Here is a 15,075-nt window from a genome sequence, read left to right on the forward strand (position 1 = left end):
TGCGCGAACCCGCGTTCGCGTCCCGTCGCGTCAGCGCGAGGGCGTCGCGGTCTCGTGCAGGGTGTGGTGGCGCCCGATCGGCACGATCATCGGGCGGCCCGTGAGGGGGTCGGGGACGACGCGACTGCGCAGCCCGAAGACCTCCTGCACGGTGGCTTCGGTGAGCACCTCGGCCGGGTCGCCCGCGGCGACGATACGCCCCTCCGCCATCGCGACGAGGTGGTCGGCGTACCGCGCGGCGAGGTTGAGGTCGTGCAGCACCATCGCGACGGTGGTCCCGCGTTCGCGGTTGAGGTCGGTGAGCAGGTCGAGCACGTCGATCTGGTGGCTGATGTCGAGGAAGGTCGTCGGTTCGTCCAGCAGCAGGACATCGGTCTCCTGCGCGAGGGCCATCGCGATCCACACGCGTTGACGCTGTCCGCCGCTGAGCTGATCGACGTGCCGGTCGGCGAGGTGAGCGGTGTCGGTGGCGTCGAGCGCGCGCGCGACGGCGTCGTCGTCGGCGCGCGTCCAGCGGGACAGCGCGCCCTGGTGCGGGTGGCGACCGCGACTGACGAGGTCGGACACCGCGATGCCGTCGGGAGCGACCGGTGACTGGGGGAGCAGCCCCAGCACGCGCGCGACCTGCTTCGTCGGCATCCGATGGATCGCCTTCCCGTCCAGCAGCACCTGACCGGTGGTCGGGGAGAGCAGACGGGCCATGGCCTTCAGCAGCGTCGACTTGCCACACGCGTTGGCGCCGACGATGGCCGTCACCCTTCCCGGCGGGAGGGAGAGGTCGAGCGCGTCGACGATCGTGCGGTCTCCGTATCCGAGGGTGACGCCCTCGGCGGTCAGGCTGCGCTCGACGGTCATCGTGACGTTCCTTCCACGCGGGAGAGGGGAGGGACCGGCTGTCCAGGGAGAGTCATAGCGACGTTCCTTCGGATCGGCTGCTGCGGACGAGCAGGAAGATGAGGTACGGCGCGCCGAGCACGCCGGTGATGACGCCGACCGGAAGGCGGGTGCCGAAGGCGTACTGCGCGGCGAAGTCGGCGACGAGCACCAGCAGGGCGCCGACGAGACCCGCGGGCACGATCGGTGAGCCCACCGGGCCGAGCAGGCGCACCGCGATGGGCCCGGCCAGGAACGACACGAAAGCGATGGGGCCCGCCGCCGCCGTTCCGAAGGCGAGGAGCCCGACGGCGGCGACGATCAGCAGCAGGCGGCTGCGCTCGACGGGGAGCCCGATCGCCGCGGCGGTGTCGTCGCCCATGCGCAGGATCTCGAGGCGCCCGGAGAGGATGACCAGCACCGGGCCGAGCACGACGACCGCGAAGAGCACCGGCAGGGCGCGGTCCCAGGTGGCGTCGTTCAGATTGCCGGTGATCCAGCGCATCGCGGCGGGGAGATCGTATTGAGCGGCGCGCGCGATGACGTACGAGACCACGGCCTGACACATGGCGGCCACGCCGATGCCGATGAGGATGAGGCGCGCCCCCGAGCTGCCGTCGCGGTAGGCGAGGAGGTAGATGATCAGCGCGGCCGCGAGAGCCGCGGCCATGGCCAGGAACGACACCGCCGTCTCGCCGAGGCCCAGCACGACGATGCCGATCACCGCGGCGGCGCTGGCGCCGGTGTTGATGCCGATGACGTCGGGACTCGCGAGCGCGTTGCGCAACATCGTCTGGAACACGACGCCGCCCATGCCGAAGCACAGGCCGGTCAGCAGTCCGGTCATCGCGCGCGGAAGGCGCAGCTCGCCGACGGTGAACGAGGCCCCCGCGACGCGCTGGCCGGTCAGGACGCCCCAGACCTCCGCCGGGGAGTAGAAGGTCTGCCCGAGCATGAGGCTGAGCACGAACGCCACGACGACGGCAGCGGCGAGCGTGCCGGTGACGGCCGCCCAGCGGCGGCGGCGACGACGTCGACCGGACGAGACGGATGCCAGGGTGTCGGGCGCGGCGGGCGGCAGAGCACCGGGGTGGGTCAGAGACGCGCTCACAGGGCCCTCATCTTCTGTCGGCGGACGAGGGCGATGAAGAACGGGGCGCCGATGAGCGCGGTGACGATGCCGACCTCGATCTCCTCGGGGCGGGCGACGACGCGTCCGACCACGTCGGCGAGGGTGAGCAGGGTCGCCCCGCCCAGCGCCGAGACGGGGAGCAACCATCGGTGGTCGACGCCGACGACGAGGCGGAGCATGTGCGGGACGACGAGTCCGACGAAACCGATGGGGCCGGCCACGGCGGTCGCGGCACCGCACAGCACGACGGCGCCGCCGGTGGAGATGAGACGGGCGGTGCGCACGCGGGCACCCAGGCCGGTGGCGAGCTCGTCGCCGAGGGCGAGGGTGTTGAGGGCGGTGGCGGCGCCCAGGCAGACGAGGAGGCCGACGAGAAGGAACGGCAGGACCTGACCGATGGTCTCGAACGTCGCGCCCCCGACGCCGCCTATCTGCCAGAACCGGAACACGTTCAGCACGTCGGTGCGCGGGAGCAGGATGGCGCTCGTGAGGGAGCTGAACGCCACGGCGGTGACCGCGCCGGCGAGGGCCAGGCGCAGGGGAGTGGCGCCTCCGCGCCCGAGTGAGCCGATCGCGTAGACGAGGACGGCGGCGGCGCCGGCCCCGAGCAAGCCGATCCAGATGTACATCGAGGGCGAGCTCAGGCCGAAGAAGGCGATGCCCGTGACGATGGCGAGACCCGCGCCGCCGTTGATCCCGAGGATCTGCGGATCGGCGAGGGGGTTGCGGGTCGCGCCCTGCAGGACGGTGCCCGAGACGGCGAGGGCGGCGCCGACGAGGATCGCGAGGACCGTGCGCGGGATGCGCTTGGCAACGGCGGCGCTGGAGGCGGTGTCGGTGGACCCGCCGAGGCCGGCCCAGACGTCGGCGGCCGTGACGTCGCGCGCGCCGAAGGTGACGGACAGGATCACCGCGACGACGAGGAGCACGACGAGCGCGGCGATACCGACGACGCGTCGCCGCCCCCAGTGACGCACGGGTGCGCCGCCGGGGGCGGTGACGGTCGGAGCGAGAGCGGTCATCGCGCCGACTGACGGAGGACCTGCATCAGGATGCAGCCTTCTCGGCGGCCGCGCCCACCAGCGCGATGTAGTCGTCGCCATAGGTGGTACCGATGTTCAGCGGGGTCGGGGTGATGGCCGACGACAGGGTCGATCCGCTCTCGATCACGGCGATCGCGCCGTTCTGCACGGCGGGCACCTTCGACAGCAGCGGGTCGGCCTGCATCGCCGCGATCATGTCGTCGCTGCCGTACGCGACCATCAGGTCGACGTCGGAGAACTTCTCGATCTGTTCGGTGCTGGGCGTGAACCAGAACGTCTCCGACGCGGCCGACTCCTCGGACACGTACGACGAGGGGGCGAGGCCCAACTCCTGCAGGTATCCCATGCGCGGGTCCAGCGTGCTGTAGAAGCCGAGCGTCGACAGGTTCGTCGGGTCGAAGTACGTCAGCAGCGACTTCTTGTCCGCGAGGGCGGGGAACTTCGCCGCCTCGGTGCTGATGTGCTGCTCCTTCTCGGCGACGAGCGCGTCGGCTTCGTCCTTCAGTCCGAGCGCGGTGCCGTCGATGACCGTCATCTCCTGCCAGGTCGTGCCCCAGGCGACGTCCTGATAGGTCACCACCGGTGCGATCTTGCTCAGCGTGTCGTACTGCTCCTGCGTCATGCCCGAGTAGGCGGCGAGGATGACGTCGGGCTGGGCGTCGGCGATGGCCTCGTAGTCGTAGCCGTTCGACTCGTCCATGAGAACGGGCGTCTCCGCGCCGAGCTCGGCCAGCTTGTCCTTCGTCCAGGGGAGGAGTCCGTCGCCGTCCTCGTCGCCGTAGATGATCTTGGGCATCGCGACCGGGACGACCCCGAGGGCCAGTGCGACGTCCTGGTTGCCCCAGTCGACGGTGACGACGCGCTCGGGCTTGGCGTCGATCGTGGTTTCGCCGAAGACGTTCTCGATCGTGACGGGGAATCCGGCGTCTCCGGACGCGGCTTGCTCCTCGCCCGGGGCGGCTGAGGTACCGGCGCAACCGGTGAGGACGAGGGCGGAGCCGGCGGCGAGGGCCGCCAGGGCGCGGAATCGGGACACGAAGAGCCTCCTGCGTGTTAGGTAAGGATAGGCTTAGTTTAGGTCAGACGTCGGGTGAGATTGCAAACCCGGAAGCCGATCGCCCGGGCCGTCGTCTTGACGCCGAGACAACGGCACCCGGGGCGTTCGACCAACCTCGGTGTCGGTGATCCGCTCGCGAAGACCGCGTAGGAGCAGCGTTGTCGGCGGGCTCGCAAGAGGTGCGCCGTATACTGGGTGGCTGGCCTCTCTCGGCCACTCACCCTTCCCCGACTGAACGGACGTTCGCTGTGCTCGCCGTGCACGACCTCGAGATCCGCGTGGGCGCCCGCGTGCTCATGTCCGACGTGGCGTTCCGCGTCTCCGACGGCGACAAGATCGGCCTCGTCGGGCGCAACGGTGCCGGCAAGACCACCCTCACCAAGGTGCTCGCCGGCGATCTGCTGCCCTCGAACGGTGGCGTCGACCGCTCGGGTGAGCTGGGCTATCTCCCGCAGGACCCGCGCTCGGGCGACCCCGAGATGCTCGCGCGCACGCGCATCCTCGACGCGCGCGGTCTCGGCTCGCTCGCTCTCGGGATGCACGAGGCGTCGATGGCGATGGGCGACGACGACGCCGCGGTCGCGGCCAAGGCGATGAAGAAGTACGCGCGCCTCACCGAGCAGTTCGAAGCCGCCGGCGGATACGCGGCGGAGGCCGAGGCGGCATCCATCGCTCACAACCTGTCGCTGCCCGACCGCATCCTCGACCAGCCGCTGAAGACCCTCTCGGGCGGTCAGCGTCGGCGCATCGAGCTCGCGCGCATCCTGTTCTCGGACGCGCAGACGATGATCCTCGACGAGCCGACCAACCACCTCGACGCCGACAGCGTCGTGTGGCTGCGCGAGTTCCTCAAGGGGTACAAGGGCGGCCTCATCGTCATCTCGCACGACGTCGAACTCGTCGGCGAGACCGTGAACCGCGTGTTCTACCTCGACGCCAACCGCCAGGTCATCGATGTCTACAACATGAACTGGAAGAACTACCTGCGCCAGCGGGTGGCCGACGAGGAGCGCCGCAAGAAGGAGCGCGCCAACGTCGAGAAGAAGGCCACGGCGCTGCAGCTGCAGGCTGCCCGGTTCGGCGCGAAGGCCTCGAAGGCCGCGGCCGCGCACCAGATGGTCGCGCGCGCCGAGAAGATGCTGTCGGGCCTCGACGACGTGCGCCAGGACGAACGGGTCGCCAAGCTCCGCTTCCCCAAGCCCGCGCCGTGCGGCAAGACGCCGCTCATGGCTTCAGGCCTGTCGAAGTCGTACGGATCGCTGGAGATCTTCACCGACGTCGACCTCGCGATCGACCGCGGCTCGCGCGTCGTCATCCTGGGACTGAACGGTGCGGGAAAGACGACACTTCTGCGCATCCTCGCGGGCGTCGACCAGCCCGACACCGGGCAGCTCGAGCCGGGCCACGGCCTCAAGATCGGCTACTACGCGCAGGAGCACGAGAACCTCGACGTCAACCGCTCGGTGCTCGAGAACATGATGTCGTCGGCGCCGCACATCACGGCGACCGAGGCGCGCAAGGTGCTGGGGTCGTTCCTCTTCGTCGGCGACGACGTGCTGAAGCCCGCGGGCGTCCTCTCGGGCGGCGAGAAGACGCGTCTGTCCCTCGCGACGCTCGTCGTCTCGTCGGCGAACATGCTGCTGCTCGACGAGCCCACGAACAACCTCGACCCCGCCTCGCGCGAGGAGATCCTCGGCGCTCTCGCGCACTACGAGGGCGCCGTCGTTCTCGTCTCGCACGACGAGGGCGCCGTCGAAGCGCTCAACCCCGAGCGCGTGCTCATCCTGCCCGACGGCGTGGAAGACATCTGGGGCCGCGATTACGCGGACCTCATCACGCTCGCCTAAGAGGAGTCGATCCCGGATGCCGTGACCCGCGGCATCCGCTCGCGCTCAACGGGCGTCGAGCAGGGCGTCCTCGTCGTCGGCATCGCGGTCCTTCGGGCGCTTGCGCGAGCGGTGGAGGGCCACCGGGTCGACGCGGCGTCGGTCGGGCGTCGCCGCCGAGGTCGCCGCTGCGGGGACGCTCTCGGGAAGCTCGTCGTCGTCGGCTTCCTCCCGGCGGAGCTTGCGCTCGTTGATGATGACGTACGTGATGAAGCCGAAGCCCATGACGGCGAAGAGGATCCACTGGATCGCGTACGACAGGTAGGGTCCCGGGTCGTTGCTCGGCGGATCGATGGGCAGGGGGGCCGTGGCCGGGGCGGGGGACTCCGACATGAGAAGGCCGTACGCGCCCTGCTCGAGCGGTCCCGTCTGCGCGGCGACGAGCCCGAGGTTGATCGTCGGCACCTGACCGGCCTCCGCGGTGCGGCCCGACGTCGGTGCCGCCTCGCCGGGGCGGAGGCGCACTTCCACGACCACGTTCCCGGACGGCGGGGCGGGGATCTCGTCGGGATCGGCCTGGCGGTTGCCGGGAGGGAGCCAGCCGCGGTCGACGAGGAAGACGCGTCCGTCGGTCAGGCGGAAGGGGACGAGCTGCTCGTACGCGGCCGAGCCCCCGTGCGCGCGGTTACGGACCAGGAGCTGCTCGTCGGCGAGGTACTGCCCCTCCAGGCGCACGGGGCGCCACTCGTCGGACGGGGTGAGGTCGGCACCGGGGGCGAGGAGGTCACCGAGGGCGACGGCGGGCGCGTCGTAGTTGTCGGCGACGAGCTGCAGCTGCTCGCTGCGCTCCGCGTTGCGGGAGAACTGCCAGTTCGAGAGGAAGGCGCACGCGATGGCGAAGACGATCGCGACGCCGACGTACATCGCCCAGCGGGCGAAGGCGGGCATCTCGCGGGCGCTCACGCGGACCCTCCGTCCTCGCGCGCGCTCCGCGCGGTCTTTCCGGGTCGTGCAGCCACGTCATCCAGCGTACGTCGCACGGGCGCTCAGACCGATTCGGCCGCGAGCGCAGCGACCTCGACGGGGAAGTCGCGCGCGGTGAGGAACTCCCGCAGGTAGGCGACGTGCTCGTCGCACGCAACCCAGATCTTGCGGCGGTCGGCGCTGTGGATCCGCGGATTGCGCCACCGGATCGCCCACACGGCGGTGTCGCGGCATCCGGCCCGGGAGCACTCGGCGGCCGCGTCGCTGGTGGGCGCGTCGGCGAGGGGAGGGTCGCCGGCGGGCGCGTCGCTCTCGGGCGCGTCGCTCACGGGCGTTCGTCGCGGGGCGCGCCGAGGCGCGGGGTCTCGGCGATGCGGATGACGACGGGGCCGTCGGGCGCGGCTGCGGCAGGAGCGGGTGCGGGGCGGGGGGCCTCGATCGCGCGCTCGGGACTGATCGCGGTGGTGTCGGCGGCGTCCTGACCGACGTTGGCGACGATGACCGCGAGGTAGGGGAGGAAGATCGCGCCCGCGGCGAAGACGAAGGTGTACCAGCCGTAAGGCGTGACGACGGCCATCGCGATGAAGCACGCGATGCGGATCCCCATCATCATCATGTATTTGGCGAAACGGCTGTCGGCGTCCTCCCGGGGAGCCTTGGGGAGAGACGTCGCGGATTGAGCGGCGCGGTTGGTCTTCACAGTGGTCTCAGGGTACGCCCGCGCGGACGAGGGTCGGCGCGTTCGGGCGACGGTCTTCTCGATGTCATGACAAGCGGAGGCGGATCGTCGGAGGATCCGTCACGCCGAACGCGGACGCGAGCGGTCAGACGCCGTAGCGCGAACCGGACGACCCGGCGGTGACCGCGACCAGGATGACGAAGCCGATGACGATCAGCGCCCCGAGCCCGAGGCTGATGTAGCCGATCAGCAGACCCGCGAGGCCCATGCCGCGCCCGCGCTCGCCCGAGGTCTTGATCTGCTTGAGCGAGATGTGCCCGGTGACGATGCCCACGATCTGCCCGATGACCGGGATGACGAAGATCCCGACGAGGGATGCCACGAGGGACACGATCGCGAGGGGGTTCGTGCGGGTGGGCGCGGTGCCGTACCCGTACGAGGCCGTGCCGTACGCAGACCCGCCGTATGCCGGGGCGCCGTACGCGGGAGCGCCGTACGCGGGGGCGCCGTACGTGGAGCTCGCGGTGCCGGTGGTGTCGTAGGGCGGGGTGGCGGGCTCGCCGGAAGCGGCAGCGGGGTACGCGGGAGTGCCGGAGGGCGACGCACCGTACGCGGCGGCGGCATCGGGGGCGTCGTACGAGGCTGCCGGGGCGGACTCGCCGTACGCCGAAGCCGTGTCGTGTGCCGGGGTGTTCACGTCGTCACGGCTCTCATCCGCATCCGTGCGCGCGGTCGCGTCGTGGTCCGACGCGTCGTCGCGCGGCGCGTAGGGCGATCCCGACGGGTCGGGAACGGGCGTGCCGGCCCCCGTCGCCTGCTCGGGCTGGTTCGGGGCGGGGGTGCGGTCGTCGCTCACGGTGGTCCCTTTCTTCGCGCTCCATCCAGCGTTTCAGCGGCGCTCGGCCCGTGTCAAACCACGCGACGCTGCCGGCCTGACGGCGCGGCGCCGTCGGGGAGACGGCGCGGCCGGGGGACGCGGCTGTCGGGGAGAGGGCGCGCGGTCGATGCGCGACGCTGTCGACGGGGCGCTGTCGATAGGCTGAGGCGGTTCCGTCTCTCGCAAGCCCAGGAGTTCCGCCATGTCTCAGGACCGCGTCGTCGTCGTCACCGGAGGGAACCGGGGGATCGGTCGCGCCATCGCCGAACGCTTCGTCGCCGAGGGGTGGAAGGTCGCCGTCACCGCCCGCTCGGGCGAGGGCCCCGAGGGGACGCTGACCGTGCGCGCCGACGTGACGGACGCGGCAGCCGTCGACGCCGCCTTCTCGCAGGTCGAGGCCGAGCTCGGTCCGATCGCGGTGGTCGTGGCGAACGCCGGCGTCACCAAGGACACACTGCTGCTGCGCATGAGCGAGGACGATTTCGACAGCGTCGTCTCCACCAACCTCGGTGGGGCGTTCCGCGTCGTCAAGCGCGCGTCGAAGGGCATGCTCAAGGCGCGCTGGGGCCGCGTCATCCTGATCTCCAGCGTCGTGGGGCTCTACGGCTCGGCCGGGCAGATCAATTACGCCGCGTCGAAGAGCGCGCTCGTCGGCTTCGCCCGCTCGCTCACCCGCGAGCTCGGCGGCCGCGGGATCACGGCGAACGTCGTCGCTCCCGGCTTCATCGAGACCGACATGACGGCGGAGCTGCCCGCCGACACGCAGGCGGAGTACAAGAAGAACATCCCCGCGGGCCGGTTCGCCTCGCCCGACGAGGTCGCGGGCGTCGTCACCTGGCTGGCCGGGGACGATGCGGCCTACATCTCGGGCGCCGTCATCCCGGTCGACGGCGGCCTGGGCATGGGGCACTGACCGTCCGCACCCACCGGATGCCCCTCGCGCGGCGCCTTTGAGGGGCGCAGCGCGACCGTGCTCACCGCACGGCGGTGAGGTGCTGCGTCACCGTGCTCACCGCACGGCGGCGGCGAGGCGCTGTGCGAATCGTTCGGGCTGCGAGAACTGCGGCCAGTGGCCGGAGTCGAGGTGCACCACCTCGGTGTCGCGTACGCGGGCGAACTCCCGCGCGAAGGCGTCCCAGTCGGCGAGCATGCGCGGAAGCGTCTCGGCGTCGAGGCGGCCGGAGAGCACCGTGACGGGGATGTCGTAGCGACGCTCGTCGGTGAGGGTCAGGGACGAACTCGGGACGCGCCCGGGCACGTCGACCACCTGAGCGGCCGCGCGGCGGCGGGTGTCGTCGTCGAGGTCGGAGACGTCGTCGTCGTCGAAGAACTCCCACCCCGGGAAGGGGACGACGCCGTCTTCGACCGGGAACTCCGAGATCATCGCGCCCGGTGGCGGGACGACGGTGTCGACGAGCACGATCCGCCGGACGCGCTCGGGGCGACGATCGGCGGCTCCCCACACGACGTTGCCACCGCCGGAGTGGCCGACGAGGACCACCGGGGCGTCGAGCCGGTCGATCTCGGAGACCACCGCGTCGACCCAGTCGTCGACGACGAGGTCGCCGACGGCCGGACCGGGCAGGGTGAGGGGAAGCGGGCGGTGGCCCGCGCGGCGGAGCGCGGGCAGCACTGCATCCCACGACGACGCGTCGAGCCAGAGACCGGGTACGAGGATGACGTCCATGACGGCAGCGTAGGACGCCCCTCCGACGTCGGCCAGGGGCGGCGTCGGCGCGGGGTCACGGCACGACGTCTCGCGGCCCGGGGTGCGGGGAATGCCCCTCGGATGCCGACGCGCTCAGCGGGGGAGGACGGCGATGACCTGCGCCAAGTCGACGTCGCCCACGACGAGGTCGGCGCGCTCGCGCACGGCGGGCTTGGCGTTGAAGGCGAGACCGAGGCCCGCGACCTTCATCATCTCCAGGTCGTTCGCGCCGTCGCCGATCGCGAACGTCAGTCGCAGGGGGACGCCGTGCTCGTCGGCCCAGCGGCGGAGCGTCTCGGCCTTGGCGGTGGCATCCACGATCTCGCCGTCGACCTCGCCGGTGAGCGCACCGTCGGCTGCGACGAGACGATTCGCGCGCCAGACGTCGACGCCCAGGCCGGGGGCGACGGTGTCGAGCACCTCGTGGAAGCCGCCCGAGACGACACCGACCACGCCACCCCGCTCGTGCACGGCGGCGACGAGGTCGTGCACACCCGGGGTCGGTTCGATGCGGGCGATGGCCCGGGCGAACGCGTCGGTCGACACGCCCGCGAGCGCCTTCACACGGGAGCGGAGGCTCGCGGCGAAGTCCACCTCGCCGCGCATGGCCGCTTCGGTGGCGGCGGCGACCTCGTCGCCGCGACCCGCCTCGTCGGCGAGGAGTTCGATGACCTCGTTGCGGATGAGGGTCGAATCGGCGTCGAGCACGACGAGGAAGCGAGCGGTCGAAGTCACGCGCTCGACCCTAGCGCGTGGCGTACCGGCCCGCGGGCGCCGGGCTGTCGCACGCCGTCACGGTCGGGGCCGGCCACGGACGGCGGCCGTAGGCTGGAAGCTTCCGCCGCCTCCTGAGAAGGGACCTCCCATGGCCGACGTCGAAAGCTTCACCCTGGACCACACCGCCGTGCTGGCGCCCTACGTCCGCCTGATCGGCACGGAGTCGGGCCCCCGCGGCGACGTCATCAGCAACTTCGATCTGCGTCTCGTGCAGCCCAACGAGCAGGAGATCCCGACCGGTGGCCTGCACACCATCGAGCACCTGCTCGCGAGCCTCGTCCGCGACCGCATCGACGGTCTCATCGACATCTCGCCCTTCGGCTGCCGCACCGGCTTCCACGTGATCATGTGGGGCGAGCCCGACGTGGAGGCGCTGGCGAGCGCCATCACCGACTCGCTGCGGGCCATCGCCGACGACGTCACGTGGGACGACGTCCCCGGGACCGACGCCTTCAGCTGCGGCAACTACCGCGACCACAGCCTGCACAGTGCGCGGGAGTGGTCGAAGGCCGTGCTCGAGAAGGGCATCTCGCGCGACGCGTTCGCGCGCGTCGGCGTCTGAGAGACCCGCAACGAGAGAGGGCGGTGACCGTGGTGGTCACCGCCCTCTCTCGTTTCGCGAGTCAGGCGTGGACGTGCACGTCTTTGCCGACGACCGTGATCCCCGTCTCGGTCACCGTGAACCCGCGTGCGAGGTCGCGTTCGCGGTCGACGCCGATCGTCGCCCCCGGCTCGAGAACGACGTTCTTGTCGAGGATCGCGCGGTGGATGCGGGCGCCCGCGCCGACCTGCACGCTGTCGAAGAGCACCGAGTCGGTGATCGTCGAGCCTCCGCCGGCGAGCGCCCACGGGCCGACCACGCTGCGTTCGAGGTGGGTCCCCGACAGCACCGAGCCGAGCGACACGATCGAGTCGATCGCGTTGCCGATGCGTCCGACCGAGTCGCGCACGAACTTCGCCGGCGGGGCGTTGAAGGTCTGCGAGTAGATCGGCCAGTCGGTGTTGTAGAGGTTGAAGATGGGCAGGGTCGAGATCAGGTCCATGTGCGCGTCGTAGAACGACTCGATCGTGCCCACGTCGCGCCAGTACGACTGGTCGCGCGGGGTCGACCCGGGCACGTCGTTGCGCTGGAAGTCGTATACGGCCGCCTCGCCGCGGTTGACGAAGTACGGAACGATGTCGCCGCCCATGTCATGGGCCGAGGTCGGCAGCTCGCCGTCGTGGGTGACGGCTTCGACGAGCGCGTCGGCGTCGAAGATGTAGTTGCCCATCGAGGCGAGCACCTCGTGCGGCGAGTCGGCCAGCCCCTCGGGGTTCTGCGGCTTCTCGAGGAACGCGCGAATCTTCGTGGGGTCGCTCGGATCGGTGTCGATCACGCCGAACTGGTTCGCGAGCGAGATCGGCTGACGGATGCCGGCGACCGTCGCGCGCGCATCCGAGGCGATGTGGGCGTCGAGCATCTGCTTGAAGTCCATGCGGTACACGTGATCGGCGCCGATGACGACGACGATGTCGGGCTTCTCGTCGCGGATGAGGTTCATCGACTGCAGGATCGCGTCGGCGGAGCCCGAGAACCACCGCTTGCCGAGGCGCTGCTGGGCGGGGACGGATGCCACGTACGCGCCGAGCATGGGCGACATGCGCCACGTCTGGGAGATGTGGCGGTCGAGGCTGTGCGACTTGTACTGCGTGAGCACGACGAGCTGGCGCAGACCCGAATTGATGAGGTTCGAGATGGCGAAGTCGATGAGGCGGTACTGGCCGCCGAAGGGGACGGCGGGTTTGGCGCGATCCGCCGTCAGGGGCATGAGTCGCTTTCCCTCGCCGCCGGCGAGGATGATTCCGAAGACCTTCGGCGCTGCAGGCATGGCACCACACTAGGGGGCGGAACAGGATGCCGGAACACGTCGTCGGCGTGCCTTCCGCTGTACTACGGTTCGTCTCATGCGCGTCGACATCGTGACCAAGGAGTACCCGCCGGAGATCTACGGGGGAGCCGGAGTCCACGCCACCGAGCTGGTCAAGGCGCTGCGCGCCGAGGGCACCGAGGTGCAGGTCCGCGCGTTCGGCGCGGAGCGCGACGAGGTCGATACGACGTCCTACGGCGTCCCCGCCGAGCTCGCCTCCGCGAACGGCGCGATCCAGACCCTCGGCACCGACCTCGAGATCGTCACCGACGTCGCAGGCGCCGAGGTCGTGCACTCGCATACCTGGTACGCGAACTTCGCCGGGCATCTGGCATCCCTCCTCCACGGGATCCCGCACGTCGTGACCGCCCACAGCCTCGAGCCGTTGCGGCCCTGGAAGGCCGAACAGCTCGGTGGCGGCTACGCCGTGTCGAGCTACATCGAGAAGACGGCGTACGAGGGGGCCGCGGCGGTCGTCGCGGTGAGTTCGGGGATGCGCGACGACATCCTGCGCAGCTACCCGTCGCTCGACCCCGCCAAGGTGCGGGTCATCTACAACGGCATCGACACCGAGGCGTGGCATCCGGTGACGAACGACGCGTTCCTGGAATCGGTCGGGATCGATCCGTCGCGTCCCTCCGTCGTCTTCGTCGGGCGCATCACCCGGCAGAAGGGCCTGCCGTACCTGCTGCGCGCGGTCGAGCAACTGCCGCCGGACGTGCAGGTGATCCTGTGCGCGGGCGCGCCCGACACCCCGCAGATCATGGCCGAGGTGCAGGAGCTCGTGCGCGGCCTGCAGGCGACCCGCGACGGCGTGGTGTGGATCGAGCGTCTGCTTCCGCGCGACGAGCTGTGCGCCATCCTCACCGCGGCGACGACGTTCGTGTGCCCCTCGGTGTACGAGCCGCTCGGCATCGTGAACCTCGAGGCGATGGCGTGCGGAGCGGCCGTGGTGGGCACCGCGACCGGGGGCATCCCCGAGGTCGTCGTCGACGGCGTGACCGGTCGTCTCGTGCCGATCGACCAGGTGCAGGACGGCACCGGCACGCCCGTGGACCCTGACCGCTTCGTCGACGACCTCGCCCGCGTGCTCACGGAGGTCGTGGCGGATGCCGAGACGGCCCGCGCGTTCGGCGAGGCGGGGCGCCAGCGCGCCGTCGACGCCTTCAGCTGGGGCGCGATCGCGCAGGAGACCGCGGCGCTGTACGCCGAGGTCGCGGGGGCGTCGCGGTAGCTCTGCACGTCGGCCGTGTGGCATCCGTGACGTGTGCTCGGGCAGGAGACCGCGGCGCTGTACGCCGAGGTCGCGGGGCGTCGCGTTCTCTCCACGGCCCAGCCGTGTGGCATCCGGGCGGTGTCGTCGCGCCCGTTAGGCTAGCTGCATGCCTCAGGTGCTCGAGTTCTCCGACGTCGTCGTCCGCCGGAACGCGCGGGACATCGTGTCCCACCTCGACTGGACGGTGTCGGATGACGAGCGCTGGGTCGTGCTCGGGCCGAACGGCGCCGGCAAGACCACCGTTCTGCAGCTCGCCGACACGCTGCTGCACCCCACGTCGGGGGCCGTGACCATCCTGGGCGAACGACTCGGGCGGACCGACGTCTTCGAGTTGCGTCCGCGCATCGGCTTCGCCTCGTCGGCGATGGCGCGACGCGTGCCGCCGAAGGAGACCGTGCTCGACGTCGTGCTGACCGCGGCCTTCTCGGTCGTCGGGCGCTGGCGCGAGGACTACGACGACATCGACGAGCGACGCGCGCTGCGCGTGCTGGCCGAGTGGAAGCTCGACCACCTCGCCGACCGCACCTTTGGAACGCTCAGCGACGGCGAGCAGAAGCGCGTGCAGATCGCCCGCGCCGTCATGACGGATCCGGAGCTGCTGCTGCTCGACGAGCCGACCGCGAGCCTCGACCTGGGGGCGCGCGAAGAGCTGCTGAGCCTGCTGTCGGGCTACGCGCAGGCGCCGACGACACCCGCGATGGTCATGGTCACGCACCACGTCGAGGAGATCCCCGTCGGGTTCACGCACGTGCTGCTGCTGCGCGACGGCGAGGTCGTGGCATCCGGACCCCTCGAAGAGGCCCTCACGGCCGAGAACCTCTCGGCGACGTTCGGTCTCGACATCACCCTCACGCACGACGCCGGTCGGTACGCCGCTCGCGCGGTGTGATCCCGGACGGCGGGGCCTCTCTCGGCGTCGGCCTCGGCTCGGGCCTG

16 protein-coding genes are annotated in these 15,075 nt (G+C 71.0%); 5 read left to right on the top strand and 11 right to left on the bottom strand.

Going from position 1 to position 15,075, the window contains the following annotated elements:
- Nucleotides 1–30: 30 nt before the first annotated feature.
- Genes ACFZA2_RS09155 through ACFZA2_RS09170 form a run of 4 tightly spaced genes read right to left on the bottom strand, consistent with a single transcriptional unit; the run spans nt 31 to nt 4,084 of the window.
- Complete coding sequence (locus ACFZA2_RS09155) at nt 31–855, bottom strand: ABC transporter ATP-binding protein (RefSeq protein WP_391403539.1); 825 nt, start codon at nt 853–855, stop codon at nt 31–33.
- Between the two features lie 52 nt (nt 856–907).
- Nucleotides 908–1,984, bottom strand: coding sequence for a FecCD family ABC transporter permease (locus tag ACFZA2_RS09160; protein ID WP_391403542.1), 1,077 nt, complete (start codon nt 1,982–1,984; stop codon nt 908–910).
- Nucleotides 1,981–3,027 (bottom strand): FecCD family ABC transporter permease, encoded by a 1,047-nt coding sequence (locus tag ACFZA2_RS09165; RefSeq protein WP_391403544.1) that lies wholly within the window; start codon nt 3,025–3,027, stop codon nt 1,981–1,983. The genes ACFZA2_RS09160 and ACFZA2_RS09165 overlap by 4 nt, the downstream gene beginning before the upstream one ends.
- 25 nt (nt 3,028–3,052) lie before the next feature.
- Complete coding sequence (locus tag ACFZA2_RS09170; protein ID WP_391403547.1) at nt 3,053–4,084, bottom strand: iron-siderophore ABC transporter substrate-binding protein; 1,032 nt, start codon at nt 4,082–4,084, stop codon at nt 3,053–3,055.
- A gap of 269 nt (nt 4,085–4,353) precedes the next feature.
- Here ACFZA2_RS09170 and ACFZA2_RS09175 point away from each other — a divergent pair, with 269 nt between their 5' ends.
- Entirely contained in the window at nt 4,354–5,952 is a 1,599-nt protein-coding gene (locus ACFZA2_RS09175; RefSeq protein ID WP_136585782.1) for an ABC-F family ATP-binding cassette domain-containing protein, read from the top strand.
- 45 nt (nt 5,953–5,997) lie between these two features.
- On the opposite strand, the gene ACFZA2_RS09180 is transcribed toward ACFZA2_RS09175, so the two are convergent.
- The 4 genes from ACFZA2_RS09180 to ACFZA2_RS09195 all read right to left on the bottom strand — a co-directional run bounded on the left by ACFZA2_RS09180 (nt 5,998) and on the right by ACFZA2_RS09195 (nt 8,450).
- Complete coding sequence (locus tag ACFZA2_RS09180; protein WP_391405262.1) at nt 5,998–6,879, bottom strand: SURF1 family protein; 882 nt, start codon at nt 6,877–6,879, stop codon at nt 5,998–6,000.
- 98 nt (nt 6,880–6,977) lie between these two features.
- Nucleotides 6,978–7,244, bottom strand: a complete 267-nt coding sequence (locus ACFZA2_RS09185) for a hypothetical protein (protein ID WP_391405333.1) — start codon at nt 7,242–7,244, stop codon at nt 6,978–6,980.
- Nucleotides 7,241–7,615, bottom strand: coding sequence for a DUF3099 domain-containing protein (locus ACFZA2_RS09190; RefSeq protein ID WP_391403550.1), 375 nt, complete (start codon nt 7,613–7,615; stop codon nt 7,241–7,243). Before ACFZA2_RS09190 ends, ACFZA2_RS09185 begins: the two co-directional genes overlap by 4 nt.
- A gap of 124 nt (nt 7,616–7,739) precedes the next feature.
- The gene (locus tag ACFZA2_RS09195; RefSeq protein ID WP_391403553.1) at nt 7,740–8,450 is read right to left on the bottom strand and encodes a DUF4190 domain-containing protein; all 711 of its coding nucleotides are present in this window, start codon (nt 8,448–8,450) and stop codon (nt 7,740–7,742) included.
- A 223-nt stretch (nt 8,451–8,673) separates the two neighbouring features.
- Here ACFZA2_RS09195 and fabG point away from each other — a divergent pair, with 223 nt between their 5' ends.
- On the top strand, nt 8,674–9,384 hold the full coding sequence (gene fabG / locus ACFZA2_RS09200; RefSeq protein ID WP_264630680.1) for a 3-oxoacyl-ACP reductase FabG: 711 nt from the start codon (nt 8,674–8,676) through the stop codon (nt 9,382–9,384).
- A gap of 96 nt (nt 9,385–9,480) precedes the next feature.
- Here fabG and ACFZA2_RS09205 read toward each other — a convergent pair whose 3' ends face one another.
- Together ACFZA2_RS09205 and serB are read right to left on the bottom strand one after the other, a co-directional pair.
- A complete protein-coding gene (locus ACFZA2_RS09205) occupies nt 9,481–10,158 on the bottom strand; it encodes an alpha/beta fold hydrolase (protein WP_391403557.1) in 678 nt (225 codons plus the stop codon).
- Between the two features lie 114 nt (nt 10,159–10,272).
- On the bottom strand, nt 10,273–10,914 hold the full coding sequence (serB, locus tag ACFZA2_RS09210; protein ID WP_391403560.1) for a phosphoserine phosphatase SerB: 642 nt from the start codon (nt 10,912–10,914) through the stop codon (nt 10,273–10,275).
- Nucleotides 10,915–11,044: 130 nt separating this feature from the next.
- On the opposite strand from serB, the gene ACFZA2_RS09215 reads away from it, so the two are divergent.
- Nucleotides 11,045–11,518, top strand: coding sequence for an S-ribosylhomocysteine lyase (locus ACFZA2_RS09215; protein WP_315995839.1), 474 nt, complete (start codon nt 11,045–11,047; stop codon nt 11,516–11,518).
- Nucleotides 11,519–11,579: 61 nt separating this feature from the next.
- Here ACFZA2_RS09215 and glgC read toward each other — a convergent pair whose 3' ends face one another.
- Complete coding sequence (gene glgC / locus ACFZA2_RS09220; protein WP_315995838.1) at nt 11,580–12,824, bottom strand: glucose-1-phosphate adenylyltransferase; 1,245 nt, start codon at nt 12,822–12,824, stop codon at nt 11,580–11,582.
- Nucleotides 12,825–12,900: 76 nt separating this feature from the next.
- Between glgC and glgA the strand changes: the two genes are divergently transcribed.
- Both glgA and ACFZA2_RS09230 read left to right on the top strand, forming a co-directional pair.
- The gene (glgA, locus tag ACFZA2_RS09225) at nt 12,901–14,097 is read left to right on the top strand and encodes a glycogen synthase (protein ID WP_391403564.1); all 1,197 of its coding nucleotides are present in this window, start codon (nt 12,901–12,903) and stop codon (nt 14,095–14,097) included.
- A 148-nt stretch (nt 14,098–14,245) separates the two neighbouring features.
- Nucleotides 14,246–15,028 (top strand): ABC transporter ATP-binding protein, encoded by a 783-nt coding sequence (locus ACFZA2_RS09230; protein ID WP_391403567.1) that lies wholly within the window; start codon nt 14,246–14,248, stop codon nt 15,026–15,028.
- The last annotated feature ends 47 nt before the right edge of the window (nt 15,029–15,075 follow it).

The organism is Microbacterium sp. NPDC007973 (assembly GCF_042958465.1).
GTDB classification, from domain to species: Bacteria; Actinomycetota; Actinomycetes; order Actinomycetales; family Microbacteriaceae; genus Microbacterium; species Microbacterium galbum.

What these genes read in the sequence shown, in the direction of transcription:
- ACFZA2_RS09155 (WP_391403539.1), bottom strand. Translation starts at nt 855, where the DNA reads ATGACCGTCGAGCGCAGCCTGACCGCCGAGGGCGTCACCCTCGGATAC.
- ACFZA2_RS09165 (WP_391403544.1), bottom strand. Translation starts at nt 3,027, where the DNA reads ATGACCGCTCTCGCTCCGACCGTCACCGCCCCCGGCGGCGCACCCGTG.
- ACFZA2_RS09180 (WP_391405262.1), bottom strand. Translation starts at nt 6,879, where the DNA reads ATGCCCGCCTTCGCCCGCTGGGCGATGTACGTCGGCGTCGCGATCGTC.
- fabG (WP_264630680.1), top strand. Translation starts at nt 8,674, where the DNA reads ATGTCTCAGGACCGCGTCGTCGTCGTCACCGGAGGGAACCGGGGGATC.
- ACFZA2_RS09205 (WP_391403557.1), bottom strand. Translation starts at nt 10,158, where the DNA reads ATGGACGTCATCCTCGTACCCGGTCTCTGGCTCGACGCGTCGTCGTGG.
- ACFZA2_RS09215 (WP_315995839.1), top strand. Translation starts at nt 11,045, where the DNA reads ATGGCCGACGTCGAAAGCTTCACCCTGGACCACACCGCCGTGCTGGCG.
- glgC (WP_315995838.1), bottom strand. Translation starts at nt 12,824, where the DNA reads ATGCCTGCAGCGCCGAAGGTCTTCGGAATCATCCTCGCCGGCGGCGAG.
- glgA (WP_391403564.1), top strand. Translation starts at nt 12,901, where the DNA reads ATGCGCGTCGACATCGTGACCAAGGAGTACCCGCCGGAGATCTACGGG.
- ACFZA2_RS09230 (WP_391403567.1), top strand. Translation starts at nt 14,246, where the DNA reads ATGCCTCAGGTGCTCGAGTTCTCCGACGTCGTCGTCCGCCGGAACGCG.